The sequence below is a fragment of the Arthrobacter sp. yr096 genome, from assembly GCF_900108925.1.
Lineage (GTDB): Bacteria > Actinomycetota > Actinomycetes > Actinomycetales > Micrococcaceae > Arthrobacter.
Genome location: NZ_FNYI01000002.1, coordinates 428,479 through 447,125, shown reverse-complemented (window position 1 = coordinate 447,125; position 18,647 = coordinate 428,479). Strand labels below are relative to the sequence as shown.

Sequence of the window (18,647 nt, the reverse complement as noted above, 5' to 3'; positions counted from 1 at the left end):
CTGCCAACCTCACCGCTGCTTCGCCAGCCCCACCTTCACACCCGCTACACCTGAAACGAGAGACCATCATGACCCAGCCCGCCCCGTTCTTCCTTGACTGCGATACCGGCATTGACGACGCGCTCGCCCTCGCCTACCTGCTGGCGTCCCCGCGGGCCGACCTCGTGGGCATCGGCACCGTGAGCGGCAACGTCAGTGCTGCAGGCGGAGCCCGGAACACCCTGGATCTGCTGAACCTGGCCGGCCACCCGGACATCCCCGTGGCTGTTGGTGCGCACGATCCCCAGGTTGGTACTTTCCATGGCGGCGCTCCGCATGTCCACGGCGACAACGGGATTGGCGGGGTGGACCTGGTCCCGTCCGACCGTGAGCCGGTAGGGGTTTCGGCGGCCGAATTGTTGGTCCAGTTGGCCCACCAGTATGCGGGGGAGCTGCGCTTGGTGGCCATCGGCCCGCTGACCAACATCGCTGAAGCCCTGCGCCTGGAACCCAAGCTCCCGGAGCTCATAGCCGAAGTCACCATCATGGGTGGAGCGGCGCTGGCGCCGGGGAACATCTCTCCCGTGGCTGAGGCCAACATCGCCAACGATCCCGAAGCCGCAGCCGAGGTCCTGGCCGCAAGCTGGAACGTGACGCTGGTGCCGTTGGATGTGACCATGACCAACGTCCTGGAGGAAAACCACCGCCAGGAACTTTTGGCCAACGAGCACCCGGTCTCGCAGGCGCTCGGTGAAATGTTGGGCTACTACTTTGGCTTCTACGTGGACATCTTTGGGCGTGCTTGCTCGGCCATGCACGATCCCCTGGCGGCCGCCATCGCTGTCAGGGGAGTGGAACTCACCCTCGCCCCGACCGTCCGCGTCCAGGTGGACACCACTGACGGACCCGGCCGTGGCCAGACGGTCTGCGATCTCCGCGGACAGTATGCCGGGTTCCCGGAGCAGCGCGGCGCACGGTGCCGTGTGGTCCTCGAAATCGGTGAGGACTTCGCGCCGCACCTGCTGGGCACCCTGCAGGCAGCGTGGCTGACTGAAGCTCAGGCCGCGGCACCCGTCGCCTGACGGGCGGGAGACTGAAGTACCGACGACGACGGCGGCAGCGGCCCGCCGTCGTCGTCCTTCTTTAATGTGTTCACGTGTACATGAGTGAGCCGGGCGTGGTGAGCTTCTCGCCGGTCTCCAACCAGGTCTTGAGGCCGGAGAGGATCATGGGCCAGCCGCCGTAGAGTTGATCGTTGGCGCCTTCGCGGAGCTGATCGTGAGTGACGGTGAGGTGGCATGAATCGCCGACGGGCTCGATCTCCCAGGTGATCCGCGATGTTCCTTCTGCCTTCACATCCTCGCCCCAGAGGGCGCGCATGGTTTGGACGAGGCGGCGTGGGGGATCGACTTCGATGTTCTCGCCTTCGCCCAGTGGAGCGCCGGCTTTGACGTTGTGCATCTCGAAGCGGCTGCCCGGAGTCCAGTCCGAGGTGAAGGTGTTCCCGAACTGGTACTTGCTGCGGATCTCGCTGTCCGTGATGGCTTCCCAGAGCCGTTCCGGAGTGGTCTTGATGTAAATCTCGAAGATCTTTTCCATGGGACTTTCCAATCTGGATTTGAGGTCGCTGAGGGCAGCGGCCCATGGTTCTGCGTATTTACTCACCCAACGATCGTGGATGAGCCGGATAGGGACAGCGTTCAGGAAGTGCAGCTTTTCACGCCCCCGACGGCGGGTGACCACCAGTCCTGCATCTTCCAGCAGCTTGAGGTGCTTGGCGATGCCGAAACGGGTCATCTCGAACTGGGCTCCGAGGGCTGAGGCAGACTGGCCATCCTCGCGGAACAACTCATCGAGGAGTTCCCTGCGGGTGGGGTCTGCCAAGGCCTTGAACACGGCGTCCATGGACTCAGAATAGGTGACTGTTTGGTCACGTGTCAACGGATTTTTCGGGCTACGGGTGGCGGCCTGGGCGAGCAGCGAAATCGCCGGAAACGTGCGGGGTCGCTGGTCCTATCCGGCGATCCCGGCATGCTTCCGGCGATCTGGGCGATTTATGGGCGGGTTTCCCGGGGTGGGCTAGAGGTTGGTGCGCACAATGGCTCCTTGGGCGATCACCGTGCTGACCTTTTCCAAAGCAGAACCATCTGTCAGCGGATCGGAGTCAACCACCACGACGTCGGCCATGAAACCCCGGACCAGTCGTCCCACGGTTTCGCCGCGTCCCAGCAAACGGGCAGCATTCGTGGTGGCAGCCCGCAGTGCTTCCAGCGGGGTCAATCCCGCTTCGGCGAGCAGCCGCGCTTCCGTGCCGATCGGTGTGACATCCGTTCCAAAGGAGTCCGTTCCGGCCACGATCGTCACCCCGGCATCCTTGGCTGCCCGGACCGCAGCCTGCAGGATCGGCGTGTATTCCGTTCCGCGTGCGGCCAGGATGGGGTTGGCGGAGCGGGCCATGCTGGTGATCGCATCCATGGTGGGAGTGAAGAAAGTGCCGCGCCGGGCCATGTCCTGGATGGTCTTCTCCGTCATGAAGACGCCGTGTTCGATGCTGCGTACGCCGGCGCGGACTGCGCCGTCAATACCCTCTGCGCTGTACGCGTGGCAGAGGACGCCGGCGCCCTTGGCTGCCTTGACGATCGCTCCGATCTGGTCCACGTTGTACACGAGCTCGCGGGGGTCCTGCTCGGGGAGGCCGGCCCGTGGGTTGGCGCGGGTCTTGATGACCTGGGCCCCGCGCTTGAGGTTGATACGGGTGAGATAGGCCAGATCCTGGGGCTCATTGACGCCGCCGGTCAGTGTCGCCAAAGGGGCCAGGTCCGGATCGGCCAGGAGGGAATCTCCCTGATCCGGCGAAATGAACAGGCCCGCCGGAGTCATCCTGGGAGAGAGGCCGGGCGCCCACAAAGGCAGGGCCGCCAGGGCAATGTCCTGATAGAAGGTGCTGGAACCGCTGCGGACACTCGTGGCACCACCTTGCAGCAGGGCGCGGGCGTCGGCCAGCGCATTGGCGTGGACGTGCGCATCGACCAAGCCCGGGAGCACCCATTTGCCCGAGGCGTTCAGCACGCGGGCGCGCTTTGCGACGGCGGCCACGGCCTTCCGCGTTTCGTCGCGGCTTCCGACGGCGGTGACCTTGCCGCCGTCGAGCACCACCACACCATCGGCCACAGCGTCGCCGGTCTTGGGGTCAACCACCGTTCCACCCTCAATGATCACGGCCTGGGCAGGCAGCGGCTTGCCGGGGTAGTTCGGTCCCGCCTGGCCGTTGTCCGCAAGGGCGGTTGGCGCTGATGCCAACTGTGCGGCGATGCCCGCTACGGAGATTCCAGCCAGGGCGGCGGCTCCGGCGAGGATGCCGCGGCGAGGCAGTTCACCCTTGGGTGTGGGTGCTGAGGTGTGGTCGTGAAGGCACATCGTTGTACTCCTGGGGAACTGACTGCGGTGACCGTCTGGGGACAGCGATCTGCATTTGGTATTCCAGAATGCACCCAGTTGAGTGCCCTTCGCAAGTCTTTACCCGCATCGCATCCACCGTTGAGACTATTTGGTATGCCAAAAATCAGGAGTCGGCGTCGATGATTTGTTCCCGCAGGATATCCGCGTGCCCACAGTGCTGCGCGAGTTCCCGCAGCATATGGAGGTAGACCCATCGGAGGGGGAGTGGTCCGCGGCGGTTCCCCAGCAGCAGATCCTCGAGGCCCAGATCAGCAACCGCGCGCCGGGACGCATCGCATGCTTCCTGGTGGGATGCTTGAATGCTGGCGATGGTGTCGTGCTCGTCCAGGATGAACGACTCGTCAGGTGACGCCGGGATTCCAATCTCTGCTCGGGACCTTCGCGTGATGGCTTCGTCGAACCACACCTTCTCCACGAAGATCGCGTGCTTCACCAAGCCCAGGAGCGTCGTACGCGACGGGACCAACCGCCGTCGTGCTTGTTCTTCAGTGAGTCCGTCCAAGCTGGCGTTGAGGGCCCTGCGGTGCTCGTCCAGAAAAGTGTCGAACTGAATGCGGGCACTCTGGTTGATGACGTCGTCGGCGAATGTCGGGGGCAGTGAACTCATCCGAAAACCACGGTGCCGTCGTCGTCGATCCTCCAGCCGGGGTTGTGCGCAATCTCCCAGACAATGCCGTTCGGATCCTTAACGTGTCCGTGGAAGATGCCGCCAAAGGCGCCGGCTTGGGCGGGTTTGATGACCGTGGCGCCCGCGGCCACCAAGGCGTCGATGGTGCTGGATACGTCCTCAGCGCTGCTGACGTTGTGGGAAAGCGTCACCCCGCAGACGCCATCCGTGGGTGTTGAGCTGTTGAGGTCCTGATCAAACTTTTCGGCGTCGAACAGGCCGAGCATTAGCCCCGGCGCAACCTGGAAGAACAGGATCTCGCCGGGAACATCCATGCGGGGATCCCAACCGAGCCCGTCCTTATAGAAAGCTCGCGCGGCGTCGAGGTCCGGCGTGGCAAACGTGATGAAGTGCAGTTGCTGGTCCATAGGGGAAGCCTAACGGGATGGTGCGACGCGCAGTGCCACAATGAGGGCATGGCTCACCATCACGAAGTAGCCAACTTGGCCAGCCCTGTTGAGCCTCGGTTCAGGCCGGTGGGAGGATGGAGCAGTGGAACCCCTCTTCGACTTCCTTGGCAGTTACTGGTGGCTCATTTTCCCGATCGGCGGGATGGCTGGCGGGTGGGCAAGGTCGTGGTCCAAGGCCAGCGAGGAACGGCACCGCCGCAAGGTGGAACTGCTCAAGCTGCGGAACCAACTGGCGGTTCACGAGGAAGCCAACCAGGCCGAGGTGGTGTCGCTGATCGCTGCCCACGACTCCGTGAACCACAGATGGCTGGATTACGAGCTCGACGTGGGCAACCTCATCGATTTCCCCCTCATGACCGACGTCCGGGAACCACTCACGGTCGCCTTCCTGCGCGCCAAGAAGGAAGCTGACGGACTGCGGCCGGCAACGCCGGAAGAGATTTCGACGCCGGCCAGGCTGGCTGAGTATCGGGCCGCTGTCCATAGTTACGAACTCGCTTTTGATGTTGCCGAGCGGGAAGCCCGCCGCATTAAGGACGGCAACTTCAGTGGGCCCGAGCGGCAACGGCTGGCAACCGCACGGAAACTGCTGCGCATCGCGGAAGACACCGCCGCCACGCCCGCCGAGCGTCAAACCGCATACAAGCGCGCCCGCAAGGAACTGGACGGCTTGATCGTCCTGCCCGAAGCCACTGTTGCCGCATTGGAAGGCAAGATCGCCGGAATTCTGGACACCCGCAAGGACGCAGACAAGGACCCCGACACGGACGTTCGGTTCGCGTGATTCCGGGGGAGTGCCTTCCTGACCCTGTTTGAACCTCGCGGGGCCATTTTGCAACCGAAATAGGGTGTATTTGGGGTGGTGTGAGTCCACAGTGGGTGGTGGCGGTACGGGCTATGGCGGCGACTGGGCCAAGTCGACACCCATCACGGTCCTGACCAGCGATCCGGACAGCTCGTCTTCGAGGTGCCGCATGCCCAGACGCTCAGCCACCCGGCGCGAGGCCACGTTGTCCGGGTGGATGATGGCTACCAGCAAGGCAGCCCCGACGGCATCGCGCGCGAATTCCAGGCACGCCGACGCAGCCTCCGTGGCATACCCACGCCCCTGAAGATCGGAGCGAACGTGGTAACCCACCTCCAGTTCGGACCGCCCGTTGACTTGTCGCCACGTCAACCCGCAATCGCCGACGAACCCGCCGTCGTGCGTTTCCACAATCCACAACCCATACCCGTGGCGCGCATAATTGGCTTGGTTCCAGTCGATCCAGGCAACTGCTTCTTCCCGGGTTTTCGGGGCCGGGTAGTAGGTCATCACCGAGGGGTCGCCGAGCATGGCGCTCATGGAGTCAAGATCTTCCATGGTCATCTCGCGGAAGCGCAGCCGGTCCGTCGGGTGGGGAAGCATCTCCGAAGCCTACCTGCAGCCGAGCGGCGCGAAGGGGTGGTCTGTGAGGGGCTGCGGCCCCTTAGGGTGTTTGGGCTGAGGACCCCGTAGCTTCGGCTAGAGGTCCCGTAGCTTCGACTGATTCCAGGAACAGGCGGATCAGAGGGTCCGTGTTTCCGGCCAGCCATGCGGTTCCGATGCTCCACATGGAGGACTCACGATTGATGGGCACCAGGTGGACGCCTTCAGGAATGATAGCGGCCGTGCTGGCGGGGACGACGGCGGACCCGGCTCCGGCGGCGACCAGCGCCAGCACCGTGAGCAGGTCTGACGTTTGGTACAGGACATTGGGGTGGGCTCCCAGGTCCGTGAACAGTGTGCTGGTTTGAGCCGTAAGGCCCGGGCCGCGGGTCGGCTCAAGCCGGATGATGGGGCGGCCGTCGAAGTACTGCTGGAGTGCTTCGCGCGTGGCGGCAGGAGCGGACTCAGCGCTGGGAATGGCAAGGGCCAGGCGATCACGGCGAATCATCCGGGTGGCAATGTCTGGTGGGGCTGGCAGGCGAACGAATCCGAGGCTGAGGGTGCCACTGCGGAGTGCCTGAAACTGCGCCGAGGATGACATGTCTTCCAACCCGATATCGATCGCCGGGTGTTTGGTCCGGAAATGGGCCACGGCGCGCGGGGCAGCGTCGATCGCGGACATGCCGAAGCCCACGTTCAGCACGCCCTCGGCACCGGCTGCCACCCGATCCATGCGTTGGGCGAGCGCATCCGCCCGCCGAACAAGGTCAATCGCGTCGGCGAGCAACGTCTCTCCGGCGGTGGTGAGTGCTGCTCCGTGCCGTCCACGGGTGAACAACTGGCTCCCGGCTTGGCGCTCCAGGAGTTGGATCTGCTTGGTCAGATTGGATTGTGTGGTGGAGAGCGACGTCGCAGCCAGGCCGAAATTCCCGGTTTCTGCAACAGCGACGAAGGACCGCAAGAGCCGTAGTTCCATCCACGGAGCCTAGTTCCATTCCGGAATGGAATCAAAAGCTCGCAAAGTTTCATTGGACGGAATGCCTCAAAGGACACCAGCATGGGAGGTGTCCAAACCCAAGGAGAATCCAATGCCCGTGACCCCCACCCTTCGTGCCTCCGTTGTTCAATTCGAAGCGGTCCCCGATCGCCCGGACCTCAATCTGAAGACCATCCGACGCCTGGCGGGCAAAGCGGCAAAGGACGGAGCCCAGATTGTGGTGTTCCCGGAAATGTGCCTCATTGGTTACTGGCACCTGCGCAGACAGACCCGCGACCGCTTGCTTCACTTGGCGCAGCCTGCTGGCGGCGAACACCTCCACACCGTTACCAAGCTTGCCGAAGAGCTGGGCGTGGGAATCGGCGTCGGGTTCCTGGAAGTGGACGTTGACGGGCAACTCTACAATTCATATTCCCTGTGTCTCCCGGACGGGACCGTTCACACGCATCGGAAATTACATGCGTTCGAGCACGACGCCATCAGCAGCGGCTCGGACTACACCGTGTTCGATACGCCTTGGGGAATCAAAGTGGGAATCCTGATCTGCTGGGATAACAACCTGGTGGAAAACGTTCGCACCACCGCGCTTCTGGGTGCCACGGTACTCATTGCTCCGCACCAGACGGGCGGCACCAACTCCATGAGCCCTCGTGGCATGAAGCCCATCCCGCAGAGGCTATGGGACAACCGTGCAGAGGATCCTGCAGCGATCGAGGCCGCGTTCCGTGGACCCAACGGCCGCGAATGGCTCATGCGGTGGCTGCCTGCGCGGGCACACGACAATGGGATCTTCGTTCTTTTCAGCAATGGTGTGGGCCGGGACGACGATGAAATCCGGACTGGAAATGCAATGATCCTTGATCCGTACGGGGCGATCGTGGCCGAGACGTGGGTGGCCGATGAGGCTGTGGTCACGGCAGATTTGGACCTGGGCCTGGTGCCGCTGTCCACCGGGCGCCGATGGATCCGTGGGCGCCGGCCTGAACTCTACGACATCCTGAGCCGTCCGCAGGGCAACGAAGTTGGGGCGCGGGCCGCGCGCTTCTCCACAGAGCCGGTGCGGGTCTGACCGGACGCTCCAGAGTGCTGGAGCGCTGGCGGGCTTGAACCGGCCGGATGTGACAAACCACCCCACGGTATGTCCACATAGCTGCAGGTCAGCTGCCTCCCGGACCCAACTTTGTACCGTCGTTCGTTGGGCGCTAAGGTATTTCCAGACCGTTTTGCAGAGGGCGGCGATATTCGCTCCTTTGCTGTCTGCTGGGGACGCTTTTCAGTCAGTAGGAACCATGGTCAACCCCCGCCCCGAGCAGGAAGCTCTCCAGAACGGATACTTCCTGGATCTCGTCCTCGGCAGCGAAGATGTCGAGGCTTTTCTCAGCGATCTTGCTATTTTCTCGGCCCAAAGCCTCTCCTACCCGGACGCCCCCGTTTTCTGTGGCATCACTGTACTGCGCCTGAAGAAATCGGCCACGGCGGCCAGCAGCGACGAGCGCGCCCGGGTGATGGATGAGTTGCAAAGTGCCTACGACGGACCTTGTCTCACCGCCATGGATAAGCTCACGTCCGTCATGGTGCCGGATCTCCTCCGCGAGCACCGCTGGCCTGAGTACGTCGAGGCGGCGTCCCACCAAGGTTTGCGCTCCATCCTCAGCGTCCCTCTCCTGGTTGAGGGGGACACCCGGGCAGCGCTGAATTTGTACTCGGAGCGGACCAAGGCGTTCAGTGACGACGATGTGGAGCGGGCTGAAGTGTTCGCTTCCCACGCAGCCAAGTCGCTGCGGCTCGCGTTGAAGATTGCCCAGCTCAGCGACGCCCGGAACGACCTCGCCGCAGCCATGCAGTCCCGAACGGTCATCGACCTGGCAGTGGGGGCCATCATGGCACAGAACAGCTGCAGCCAGGACGAAGCGTTCACTATCCTGCGCACCGCTTCAAGCAACAGGAACATCAAGCTGCGGCACTTGGCTGAATCGATCATCTCGGCCGTTTCCTCCGGGAAGGTCACGACGCACTTCGAGGAATAGGCGGGACCTCAACGCCGCAGAGCTCCCTCCCACACCAGCTTCACGGCGTTGCGGACACGTTCCTGCTTCGCTTCGAGGGAGGCTGGGTCCTGCGTGGGCGGCCGCACAACGAACTGGTAGTAATACAGTCCGTTGATGAGGTCGATCATGGCCTCGACGTCCACGTCCGCCGCGAGCTCACCCATCCCGATGCCGCGCCGGATCTCCGCGGCAATGGGCTCCCGCCGCCGCGAAACATGCCGGTCCCAGGACAGGGCCCGGAGTTCGTCGTTCTCCAAGCCCATGGCAACGCGCTTCTTTACCAGCGCCCCCACGTGGCCCTCAACGTCCATCGCAGCGTCATTGTAGGAGTTGAGGATTGTCTCCAGGGTGGTTGCTGCGCGCTTCAGGCCGATGCCGGACCTGACGCTGTCCAGAGCAGCCGCCAGCAGTTCCTCGCGGCTGCTCCAGCGCCGGTACAGGGCTGCGCGGCTGACCCCTGATCGTTCGGTGATCGCCGAGACCGTCACCTCGCGCGTGTCCCGCTCCAGCAGCAGTTCCACGGTGGCTGACAGGACTGTGGACTCCAGCGCCGTGTCACGTGGCCGGCCCGGTCGCCGCTCGGTAACCGCTACGGATTCAGGCATCGGCAACCACCAGTCGTTCGCGCAGCTGCGCAATGGTGGCGTCCGACAGTCCCGCCCTGCGGATCGGTTCCAGCACACTCCCGTGACGTTCGATCAGCACGTTTTGCATGGCTTCCATCGACTCTGCGTGCGCCCCCATCATGGCGCCCATGCCTTTGATGGCTTCCTCGTCCAGCACGCGGTCCGGCATGAGCCCGCCCATGATGGCCCGGAGCCGCGGGAACAGCTGCGGCAACCGCGTGGCTGTTACGGCATAGTCGGCGGAGATGGTTTCCGGGGTGGCACCCAAAGCGGAAAGCACGACGGCGGCGAACACTCCCGTACGGTCCTTGCCGGCCGCGCAATGGAAGACTGTGGCACCGTCCGCCATGGCCACCAAAGTGACGCCCAGGGCAAGCTGCCGGGCCTGGGCCTCCAGGAGGTTCGCGTACCAGTTGCCCACATGTGCAGGAGTAGTGGCTGCTGTCATCATGTCGTGGCTAATGGTCTCCGGCGAGGCAACGGATGCCGTCAACGCAAGGTGGTGGTAGCTCACGCCGGGCACCGTCAGGGGACCCCGGCCGGTGAAAAGTGCTTCCTCAGGTGAGCGGAGATCGATAACTGACGTGACGCCGTCGTCGATCATTTGCTGGGCGAATGCCGCAGGCATCACTGAGACGTCGTCGCTGCGGAGCAGCACACCGGGGCGGACGGTCCCACCGGAAACGGGCAGGCCGCCAAGGTCTCGCAGGTTGACGGGGGTGAGGTCAAGAGTTTCCAAAAGAAGGTTCCTAGCTGAGCTTGGCGCGGATGAAAGCGCTGACCCGGTCGATGATGGTGACCAGCACGACGATGCTGATGATGATGGCGCAAAGGTGTCCGTAATCGTACATGCGCATGGCGGTAGTGAGCTCCAAGCCGATGCCGCCCGCACCCACCAAGCCTAGGATGGTGGCGCCGCGGACGTTGCCCTCGAACAACAACAGTGTGTAGCTGACCAGCAGCGGCGCGGCCTGGGGGAGCACCGCGTAGCTGATGATCTGCCGTTTGTTGGCGCCCACTGCCGTGAGCGCTTCCACTGGTCCGGGCTGCACGGATTCCATGGCCTCGGCGTAAACCTTCCCGATCGATCCCACCGAGCCCAGGACGATAGCCAGGATGCCGGCGAACGGCCCAAGGCCCACTGCTGAGACGAACATGAGTGCGAAAATCAGCTCGGGAACGGAGCGTAGTACATTCAGCACCGCGCGGCAGGACGTGTACACCCAGCGTGGGGCGATGTTGCTGGCCGCACCGAAACTCAGGAGCAAGGACGCAAGTGCCCCGAACACTGTGCCCACCAGGGCCATTTGCAGAGTCTCCACCAGCAATTTGATGATGACGCCGAACTTGTCGAAGGTGGGCGGGAAGAGCCGGCCCAGGAAGTTGCCCATGCTGGGGATGCCGCTGAGCAATTTCTCCGGGTTGAACCCGGCTCCCATACCGGCCCACACGAGAACGACGGCGACGATTACCCACAGCGCGGCACCACGCGGCGTAGGGAGGCCGAAGGGGCGGGACAGGCGGAGGCGGTCGGATTCAGGGAGGCTGGTGTGAATGGTCTTTTCGGCGGGTTTTTCCGGGGCAGTCTCAGTTTTCGAGGAGCTCAGTGTCTGTTCCATAAACCTGGTGCACCTCCTTTTCGGTGATGGTGTTGGCGGGGCCGGCGAACACCAGCTCGCCTGAGTGCAGGCCAAGAACACGATCGGCATAGCGGCGGGCGAGGCCTACAACGTGGAGGCTGACGATCACGGGGATCTGTTCTTCGCGGGCGATGTCACGGAGCAGGCCAAGGATGTTCCCGGCGAGCCGCGGGTCCAAGGAAGCTACGGGTTCATCGGCCAGGATCAGCCGCGGCTGCTGCATGAGGGCGCGGGCAATCGCGACGCGCTGCTGCTCACCGCCACTCAGGCTCCGGCATGGCTGCTTGGCTTTGTGCGCCAGGCCTACGCGGTCCAACAGCTCCAGGGCCATGGTCCGCTGCGCCCTGCTGAACGTGCCAAGCATGTTCAAAGGACCTGCCGAATGCAGGCCGCCGGTGAGCACGTTGGTCAAAGCGGTCAGCCGGGGCACCAGGTTGAAGTGCTGGAAGACATACCCGACGTCGGATCGCAGCTCCCGCAGTCCGGCCGGGTTCTGCCGGGCTACTGAGCGCCCGGCAACGTCCAGCATGTCCGCTGTAAAGGGGGCGATGCCTGTCAGTGTTTTCATGAGCGTCGACTTGCCGGAACCGGAGTGACCCAGAAGGGCCACCACCTCTCCCGGATACACGTCCAGATTGATTCCGGCGAGGGCAAGCTGCTCGCCGTACTGGACCCTCAGCCGGCGTGCACGGACGGTGGGCGTACCGGCCGGGGTGAGCGCCGCCGTCGTGCTTTCTGCCGGTGACAAAAGGCTCATCGGAGGTCCTGAAGGTCCACGCCGATGGACTCGGCAACGTCCACCAGCGGGGCGTAGGTGCTGAACTCGGGATCCTTGGCGGGTTCCCCCGTGAGGCCGAAGGTCTTGGCGAGCTTCTGGTTGCCGGCCATGAGGGCGGGGAGCTTGGCCTTGAGGGCTTCGCGGGCGTCGTCGTCCAGGCCCTTACGGACCACGATGGAGATGCCCACCGGGATGGGATCCGACTTAGCGATGATGCTTACTGCGTCCTCCTTGATAACCCCCTTCTGGACGAACGTCGGGTAGAGCTGGCGTGCGGTGCAGGCGACGTCCACGTTGCCGTTGGCCATCGCGAGGACGGCGGAGTCGTGGGAGCCGGCGAACGTGCTCTTGTAATCGGTGCCGTCGGTGAGCCCGGCCTTGGCCAGCAGGGACTTGGGCATGAAGTAGCCGGTGGTGGAGCCGGGATCAATGAACGCCACCTGCTTGCCCTTCACATCGGCGGGGGATTGGATGCCACTGTCCTTCTTGGCCAGGCAGAAGCTGGCAGGCTCGGTGCTGGCGGGCCACACCAGGAGCGGGTCCACGCTGTCCGTCTTGTAGGCGAGGGCCGCCGAGAACTGGCTGAGGACGGCGACGTCAACGGAGCCGTTGCGGACGGCTTCCACCACGCCCAGGTAGTCGGCCGGCTGGAGGTTGGTCACGGTTCGGCCGGAGGCTTCGCCCACCATACCGGCGAGGTCAGCCATGATGGCTTGCTCTTCTGGATCGTCGGTGCCCGGAGGGGTGGCAAAGACGAGCTCGGTGTTGCTTTTGTTGCCGCCTGTGGCGTTAGCGCCTGCGGCGTTGGCGTCGCCGGAACAGCCAGCGAGTGCGCCGATGGCCATGAGGCCCAGGAGCGAAGTTGCGATGATGCCTGCACGAGCGTGCATGGTGGTGCCTTCCGTCATATGTGTTGGGGTGACGGAATTACGAAACCAGCAGTATCTGAATCGGAATTACGAGACTGCCGTACTTTAAATGGCGCGGAGGTTAACTGTTTGGAGGGGCCCAAATAGTCCGCCCTGTGACCCTGTTTCGTGACCCGAAGCAACAATGCACCAGACTTGGTTGGGTGACCGCCAACAAACCCCGCCCCGGCCTCGCTATTGCCGCCCTGAGCCTCGGGACGGCGCTGAACCCGCTGAACTCGTCCATGATCGCCGTCGCGCTGGTGGTTTTGAGAGAGCATTTCGAGCTCGACGTCGCCACCGTCACCTGGGTGATTACCTCGTTCTACCTCGCGTCCGCAGCCGGTCAGCCGCTCATGGGCAGGCTCGCCGACCGGTTCGGCCCCCGGCGTCTGTTCATGGTCGGCATGGCCTTGGTGGCCGTCACTTGTGCCATCGCGCCCTTTCTGCCCAATTTCGCACTGGTCTGCGTGGCGCGTGCGCTCATGGCGCTGGGGACAGCGACGGCGTACCCGTCCGCCGTCGTGATGGTTACCGAGCTGAGCCGGCTGGCAGACTTGCCGTCCACGCGGCCGCTGGGCCGGATCCAGATGGCGACAACCTCTGCCGCAGCCGTTGGACCGGTGGTGGGCGGCCTGCTGGTGAGCCTGGTCGGTTGGCAGGCGCTGTTCGCGATTAACGTGCCCATTGCCTTGCTGGCTCTGTTCATAGTCCGCCAGACCGCTCCCGCGGATGCCGGGCGCGAAACCGGCAAGCTCGGCCAACTGATCCGCGATTCCGACATCCCCGGGATACTGGCCTTCGTCACGTCCCTCATGCTCGCGATGATGGCGCTGCTCAACGTCATGCCCGGCTACCGTTGGTACCTGCTGGGCGGCGCCACCGTGATCGGCGCGCTCTTCGCCTGGCGGGAGCTCCGGTTCCAGCCCCCGTTCCTGGACCTTCGCCTGCTGGGACGGAACCGGCCGCTGCTCCTGGTCTACCTGCTGTTCGTGGTCTTCAGTGGCGTGTATTACTTCGCGTTCTTCGGCCTCCCGCAGTTGCTGCAGGAAGCCGGCCATTACGACGCCGGTGTGGTGGGCCTGCTGATGCTGCCCCTTGCGGCGTTGTCCGTTGTGGTGACGCCACTGACCGTTCGGTTCATTGAGCGGTTCGGCGTGCGTCCTGTGCAGATCACCGGCGTCCTGATTCTGACGATTGCAGCCGGAACGCTCGGATTCCTGACCATGACCCTGTGGGCGCCGCTCGTGTTTGTGCTTACTGCCTTGATGGGTGTTCCGTATGGCGTGGTGAGCACGGCATCGAACCAAGGCCTGTACGTTTCTGCGCGCCCTGAGGAAAGGGGAGTGGCTGCCGGGATCTTCCAGACGTGCCGCTACCTCGGGGCCATCACCGCGACTGTGCTGATCGGAGTGCTCTACGGTCCGGGCGTGAACCAGGCGAACTGGGGGCTCATGGTCTTGGTGATGCTGGGTCTTAGCGCTGTGGTGCTGGTGCTGGCTGTGATGTGGCGGAAGCCCGCCGTTTAGACGTGCCGCCCCCGCCCATCTCGATGCCTCGCTGCGCATTCGACGTTTCTTGCCATCGAATGCGCAGCTGAACATCGAAACGGGACCCCGGGCATGTTCCCAAGGTCCTGTTCGTCTCGGATTTCTAGCGGTTCAGGAACTCCTCGTGCTGCCGGTGTGCTTCGGTCACCTGCTCGCGGATCTTCTCCACGTCCTTGGCCTTGTTCCGGTACTTGAGCGGCATCTGCACGATCTGCGCTTCCTCAGCGGTCAGGGCACGGTAGATGCGCTCGCGCTCGTTGGCGTCAGCGGTGTAGTCCAGGTCCAGGTAGTCGACGGCGTGGCGGCGGGCGTTGTTGATGGCCGTCTGGGCCTTGCCCGCGGGGCTAATGAGGGAGAGCACCACGGTGATGATCAGGACGCCGATGATGACGCTCAGGGAGAGGCCGGTGGTGATTTCGAGGACGTTGACGTGCTCGCCGTCGTTGATGAACGGCAGGTTGTTCTCGTGGAGGGCGTGGAGGATGAGCTTGACGCCGATGAACGCAAGGATGGCTGCCAGGCCGTAGGAGAGGTAGATGAGGCGGTCCAGCAGGCCATCGATCAGGAAGTAGAGCTGGCGCAGGCCCATCAAGGAGAAAGCCGTGGCCGTGAAGACAATGAAAACGTTCTGGGTGAGGCCGAAGATCGCCGGGATCGAGTCGAGCGCGAAGAGGATGTCCGTGCCGCCGATAGCCACCATCACCAAGAGCATGGGAGTGAGGGCCCTCTTGCCGTTGACCACGGTGAAGAGCTTGTCGCCGTCGTACTTATCCGTAGTGTGGAAGAGCTTCTTGGCGAGCCGGATGATGAAGTTGTTGGCCTGACCGTCCCCGTGGTCGCCGGGCTTGAGCAGGTTGCCTGCCGTCAGCAGGAGGATGAGGCCGAAGATGTAGAACACCCAGGCGAACGAGTTGATGAGTGCGGCGCCCAGGAAAATGAAACCGGTGCGGGCGATCAGGGAGAACACGATGCCGAACAGCAAGACCTTCTGCTGATCTTCACGCGGAACCCTGAAGCTCGCCATGATGATCAGGAACACGAAGAGGTTATCCACTGAGAGGGCCTTCTCCGTGATGTAACCGGCGAAGTACTCGGACCCCATTTGACCGCCGCCGAAGATCAGCACCAGGACGCCGAAGAGCACAGCAAGGCCAACATAAATGGAAGACCAGATGGCCGCTTCTTTGAGTGAGGGGACGTGGGCCTTGCGGATGTGGAAGAAGTAGTCGAAGGCCAATAGCGCCAGAATGACGACGATGGTGATGCCCCAGATAAGGGGAGAGACAGTCATATGATCCTGCTTTCGTGAGGCGCGCGATAGGTGTTGCTCACCGAGGGTCAAACTCGTGGAATCAAATTTACCGGGACAGGTGGTGCGGGTGGTAACCGGGGGTGTATTGGAAAGTACTTGACAATGTGGAAAGTACTTTCTTAGGCTGGCAGCACTGATCATCACACCTTGGGGGAACCATGAACGAGAACACTGGCAATCTGTCAGCAGCAGAAGCGCGCGAACTCCTGGCAAAGGCCGACTCGCTGGGAGCGACGTCAATCAACGCAGCCGCGTGGCCCACCGCCGTGATGTTCACCAGCCTCGCGATTATTGGTTCGCTGCTGATGATTGGAATGCACGTCGTGCTCCACACCGGATACGGCGCACCCCTGCTGGCCTGCTCGATAGGCGCTTGGGCTGCGATCTCCGCATGCATCTGGCCCATGTTCCAAAGATCCACCAAGGCCGGTTACACCAAGCGGTTCGTGACATCCCTGGTTGCTTACTTCGCTATTTATGCCGTTGTGCTCGTGGCCGGCGCGTACTTCTTCCGGGACGGAAACCTCTGGTTCTACATCCCAGCCGCCATCGCCCTGGCCGTCATTGGCCTTGCCGCCGCCTTTCGCGAGCTGCGCGCATGAGCACCGCGGCGGAACACCCGCGGCACAAGCTCAACGAGCTCGTCCACTCACCCGTCCGATTCTCCATCATGGCTGCGCTCGCCAAGGCAGAGTCGCTGGACTTCAAGGACCTCCGGGACGCCATCCAGGTCAGCGACTCTGTGCTGAGCAAGCAGCTGGCGATTTTGGAGAAGGCTGAGTTCGTGAAGATCAAGAAGAGCTTCGCGGGGAAGTTTCCGCGGACTTCCGCCAGCTTGACGGCTTCGGGGCGGGAAGTGTGGGCCGCGCACCTGCAAACTCTGCGGGAGATCGCTGGCGGCTGACCCGCCGCAGCGGTCCCCGCGCGAGAACGCACGACGGCGGCCGCGTCCGGTTTCGCGCTTAGGCGCTTGAGACCAACTCCCAGTGTTCGTCGTTGTGTGGATGGTGCCAATGCTGCCGTGGAAGCTCAGATTCCCTTGCGACATCCGTCAGCCAGATGGTGCTCCCGGGATCCCAGCCTGCGATGACACTTGCGGTGTGTTCGCTCACCCTGAGTGCGCGGCCGGCAAGGCTGAGGTACCCGGCGACAGTCAGGTGTACGGCATCCCACTCCGTGGCAGCTCGCTCCCAGTCTGGGATGACCCATCGGCCATGGCGACCCGTGGTCCGGAACCAATCGTGCCGGCGGGACGCTGTGACCTCCAATGAGAAAGCGCGGCAGAGTTTGGTCCAGTCCTCTTCTGTGCGAATCTCCAGAATCCGGCCTGTCCCGCTGACGGGGATGGTGGTGGCTTCCTCCCAACCGAGGGAATCCTCCACAAGACTGAGCCCCTCGGGGATTCGCGCCACTGTCTGGATCAGCCCGTGGGGGATCGACCACCACTCGCCACTGAAATTGGCGTGAGGATCTTGCGGTCGTTCCTTGGACGCACGAATTTCCATGGCGCGTTCCTTCCGTGCCCACTCGGCCAACGTGTGCTGCGGGTTCCGGGGGAGCGGCGTGGGGTCGTCCGCTGAGCGCCAGTCGATGGCCCACTGCCCGGGTTGCGCCTTCTGGTCCCAGGACGCGGTTGCGGGTAATCCGACCACGCTCCGCGCGACGTGCGCCAAGGGTTCTGTGATCGCCTCGGTGGCGGCGAGGATGTCCTCGCCTTCGGGCTCCTGCCAATACCGGGCGGTGTCGACGGCGCGCTCCAAAGCTTTCTGAACCAGCTCGTTGGTGATGCCCTTGAGATCCAAGGATGTGATCAATGCTGCGAGCTCATTCACAGTCGGCTCTGGAAGTGGAGGTGGCGCTTCCCCCGAGGGAGACATGATCAACATCCTCCGTGACCTGCCCGACCCAGGATCGAGTTTGTATCCGAGGTGGAAGACGGCGATCCGGATGTCTTGGTCCATTTCCATCGCGAGTTCAAGGCAGAGGCGACGGCCACGAGGCCCACTTAGCAATTGCTCGATGTCCGGCTCCATATCCTCATCCTTGCAGCTGATAACCCTGGCACGCTGAATCACGACGCCGGAACCCGCCTTGACTGCCTGCAGCCTGCCTGACGCTTGAGCATGCTTTCAATGGGGTTACTGTGTGTCCAAGCCCCAGATTGCGAGACTGCCGCCGGGACAAGAAACCAAGAGCAATCCTTCAGGACCATTGATGGTCCAGGCTTCGTACAGTCCGTCTGCCGAGATCTCAATGGCGCTACCGTCGGCGAAGTCGACATATAGGTTTCCGCGGTCGTCAGCGAACCCTGCCGTGATTGAGGAACGTGTGATCGAGAGTGCGGGCCCTAGCAGGGAAGGATCCCCCGCGGGGTCAAGGCGATGAATCATTCCCGAAGCTGTCTTGTAAACGAATTCATTCTCGACCCTAAGGACAATGCCGCTTTGGGTCGATGCCGAAGGCGTAATCGACCATGCAACGGAGGATCTCGTCCGGCCCGGATGTCGTGGGCCACGTCCACAGCACGCGGAGGTCTCCCATCTATTTACCGTTCCTATTCACGTTGCAGTCCAATACCTAGAGCGTCTTCCGCAAACGCATGCCACTGCTCAAACCAGACAGGCGAGGCTTTGCGTAAAGCCACACCACAACCCCGAACAGCGGCATCACGAACAACAACATCACCCAAATGACCCGGCTTGTTTGATCGAGACGGTCTTGCCGTTGGACATCGAAGATTGCCCAGATATTCGCTCCCATGACGAACACCGCAGACAGTCCTGCCAATAGAGCCAAGAGCCACTGCCACGCTTCCATGTCGTCCCCCTCGGACCAGCCGGTTCGGTCCAAACTAGCACTCGCGTT

At 63.1% G+C, this 18,647-nt stretch carries 22 protein-coding genes; 7 read left to right on the top strand and 15 right to left on the bottom strand.

Features of this window, described 5'->3' with window-relative positions; translation table 11 throughout:
* Positions 1-68 precede the first annotated feature (68 nt).
* Complete coding sequence (locus BMY91_RS06805) at positions 69-1,061, top strand: nucleoside hydrolase (RefSeq protein WP_090820210.1); 993 nt, start codon at positions 69-71, stop codon at positions 1,059-1,061.
* Between the two features lie 70 nt (positions 1,062-1,131).
* On the opposite strand, the gene BMY91_RS06800 is transcribed toward BMY91_RS06805, so the two are convergent.
* The 4 genes from BMY91_RS06800 to BMY91_RS06785 all read right to left on the bottom strand — a co-directional run bounded on the left by BMY91_RS06800 (position 1,132) and on the right by BMY91_RS06785 (position 4,473).
* The gene (locus BMY91_RS06800) at positions 1,132-1,884 is read right to left on the bottom strand and encodes an ArsR/SmtB family transcription factor (RefSeq protein ID WP_090820208.1); all 753 of its coding nucleotides are present in this window, start codon (positions 1,882-1,884) and stop codon (positions 1,132-1,134) included.
* 174 nt (positions 1,885-2,058) lie between these two features.
* The gene (locus BMY91_RS06795; protein ID WP_090820206.1) at positions 2,059-3,396 is read right to left on the bottom strand and encodes an amidohydrolase family protein; all 1,338 of its coding nucleotides are present in this window, start codon (positions 3,394-3,396) and stop codon (positions 2,059-2,061) included.
* Between the two features lie 145 nt (positions 3,397-3,541).
* A complete protein-coding gene (locus BMY91_RS06790) occupies positions 3,542-4,045 on the bottom strand; it encodes a DinB family protein (RefSeq protein WP_090820204.1) in 504 nt (167 codons plus the stop codon).
* Positions 4,042-4,473 (bottom strand): VOC family protein, encoded by a 432-nt coding sequence (locus BMY91_RS06785; protein WP_090820202.1) that lies wholly within the window; start codon positions 4,471-4,473, stop codon positions 4,042-4,044. The genes BMY91_RS06790 and BMY91_RS06785 overlap by 4 nt, the downstream gene beginning before the upstream one ends.
* A gap of 124 nt (positions 4,474-4,597) precedes the next feature.
* Here BMY91_RS06785 and BMY91_RS06780 point away from each other — a divergent pair, with 124 nt between their 5' ends.
* The gene (locus BMY91_RS06780; RefSeq protein ID WP_090820200.1) at positions 4,598-5,299 is read left to right on the top strand and encodes a hypothetical protein; all 702 of its coding nucleotides are present in this window, start codon (positions 4,598-4,600) and stop codon (positions 5,297-5,299) included.
* Positions 5,300-5,410: 111 nt separating this feature from the next.
* Here the strand turns inward: BMY91_RS06780 and BMY91_RS06775 are convergent, their stop codons facing one another.
* Positions 5,411-5,923 (bottom strand): GNAT family N-acetyltransferase, encoded by a 513-nt coding sequence (locus tag BMY91_RS06775; RefSeq protein ID WP_090820198.1) that lies wholly within the window; start codon positions 5,921-5,923, stop codon positions 5,411-5,413.
* Between the two features lie 61 nt (positions 5,924-5,984).
* Positions 5,985-6,899 carry a LysR family transcriptional regulator gene (locus tag BMY91_RS06770; protein WP_090820196.1) on the bottom strand — a complete coding sequence of 305 codons (915 nt, stop codon included), beginning with the start codon at positions 6,897-6,899 and terminating at the stop codon, positions 5,985-5,987.
* Between the two features lie 112 nt (positions 6,900-7,011).
* Here BMY91_RS06770 and BMY91_RS06765 point away from each other — a divergent pair, with 112 nt between their 5' ends.
* Positions 7,012-7,989, top strand: coding sequence for a nitrilase family protein (locus tag BMY91_RS06765; protein WP_218143825.1), 978 nt, complete (start codon positions 7,012-7,014; stop codon positions 7,987-7,989).
* A 220-nt stretch (positions 7,990-8,209) separates the two neighbouring features.
* On the top strand, positions 8,210-8,947 hold the full coding sequence (locus BMY91_RS06760; protein WP_090820194.1) for a GAF and ANTAR domain-containing protein: 738 nt from the start codon (positions 8,210-8,212) through the stop codon (positions 8,945-8,947).
* 8 nt (positions 8,948-8,955) lie between these two features.
* Here BMY91_RS06760 and BMY91_RS06755 read toward each other — a convergent pair whose 3' ends face one another.
* The 5 genes from BMY91_RS06755 to phnD are packed head-to-tail and all read right to left on the bottom strand — an operon-like array spanning position 8,956 to position 12,902.
* Positions 8,956-9,573 carry a TetR/AcrR family transcriptional regulator gene (locus BMY91_RS06755; RefSeq protein WP_090820192.1) on the bottom strand — a complete coding sequence of 206 codons (618 nt, stop codon included), beginning with the start codon at positions 9,571-9,573 and terminating at the stop codon, positions 8,956-8,958.
* On the bottom strand, positions 9,566-10,333 hold the full coding sequence (locus tag BMY91_RS06750; protein WP_177179862.1) for a tyrosine-protein phosphatase: 768 nt from the start codon (positions 10,331-10,333) through the stop codon (positions 9,566-9,568). The genes BMY91_RS06755 and BMY91_RS06750 overlap by 8 nt, the downstream gene beginning before the upstream one ends.
* Before the next feature lie 10 nt (positions 10,334-10,343).
* Positions 10,344-11,213, bottom strand: a complete 870-nt coding sequence (phnE, locus tag BMY91_RS06745) for a phosphonate ABC transporter, permease protein PhnE (protein ID WP_090820188.1) — start codon at positions 11,211-11,213, stop codon at positions 10,344-10,346.
* A complete protein-coding gene (phnC, locus tag BMY91_RS06740) occupies positions 11,182-11,991 on the bottom strand; it encodes a phosphonate ABC transporter ATP-binding protein (RefSeq protein WP_090820186.1) in 810 nt (269 codons plus the stop codon). Before phnC ends, phnE begins: the two co-directional genes overlap by 32 nt.
* Positions 11,988-12,902: a phosphate/phosphite/phosphonate ABC transporter substrate-binding protein gene (gene phnD, locus BMY91_RS06735; protein WP_177179861.1), complete on the bottom strand. Its 915-nt coding sequence runs from the start codon at positions 12,900-12,902 to the stop codon at positions 11,988-11,990. Before phnD ends, phnC begins: the two co-directional genes overlap by 4 nt.
* A gap of 182 nt (positions 12,903-13,084) precedes the next feature.
* On the opposite strand from phnD, the gene BMY91_RS06730 reads away from it, so the two are divergent.
* On the top strand, positions 13,085-14,449 hold the full coding sequence (locus BMY91_RS06730) for an MFS transporter (RefSeq protein ID WP_090820182.1): 1,365 nt from the start codon (positions 13,085-13,087) through the stop codon (positions 14,447-14,449).
* Positions 14,450-14,573: 124 nt separating this feature from the next.
* Here the strand turns inward: BMY91_RS06730 and BMY91_RS06725 are convergent, their stop codons facing one another.
* On the bottom strand, positions 14,574-15,761 hold the full coding sequence (locus BMY91_RS06725) for a TerC family protein (RefSeq protein ID WP_090820181.1): 1,188 nt from the start codon (positions 15,759-15,761) through the stop codon (positions 14,574-14,576).
* A 179-nt stretch (positions 15,762-15,940) separates the two neighbouring features.
* Between BMY91_RS06725 and BMY91_RS06720 the strand changes: the two genes are divergently transcribed.
* Both BMY91_RS06720 and BMY91_RS06715 read left to right on the top strand, forming a co-directional pair.
* Positions 15,941-16,384, top strand: a complete 444-nt coding sequence (locus BMY91_RS06720; protein ID WP_090820179.1) for an MFS transporter — start codon at positions 15,941-15,943, stop codon at positions 16,382-16,384.
* Entirely contained in the window at positions 16,381-16,686 is a 306-nt protein-coding gene (locus tag BMY91_RS06715; RefSeq protein WP_090820177.1) for a winged helix-turn-helix domain-containing protein, read from the top strand. Before BMY91_RS06720 ends, BMY91_RS06715 begins: the two co-directional genes overlap by 4 nt.
* A gap of 58 nt (positions 16,687-16,744) precedes the next feature.
* Here BMY91_RS06715 and BMY91_RS06710 read toward each other — a convergent pair whose 3' ends face one another.
* From BMY91_RS06710 to BMY91_RS06700, 3 genes are all read right to left on the bottom strand, one after another.
* Positions 16,745-17,815 carry a hypothetical protein gene (locus BMY91_RS06710; protein WP_090820175.1) on the bottom strand — a complete coding sequence of 357 codons (1,071 nt, stop codon included), beginning with the start codon at positions 17,813-17,815 and terminating at the stop codon, positions 16,745-16,747.
* Positions 17,816-17,920: 105 nt separating this feature from the next.
* Complete coding sequence (locus BMY91_RS23615; protein WP_371261029.1) at positions 17,921-18,220, bottom strand: DUF6188 family protein; 300 nt, start codon at positions 18,218-18,220, stop codon at positions 17,921-17,923.
* 139 nt (positions 18,221-18,359) lie between these two features.
* Positions 18,360-18,599, bottom strand: a complete 240-nt coding sequence (locus BMY91_RS06700; protein WP_090820172.1) for a PLD nuclease N-terminal domain-containing protein — start codon at positions 18,597-18,599, stop codon at positions 18,360-18,362.
* Positions 18,600-18,647: the final 48 nt, after the last annotated feature.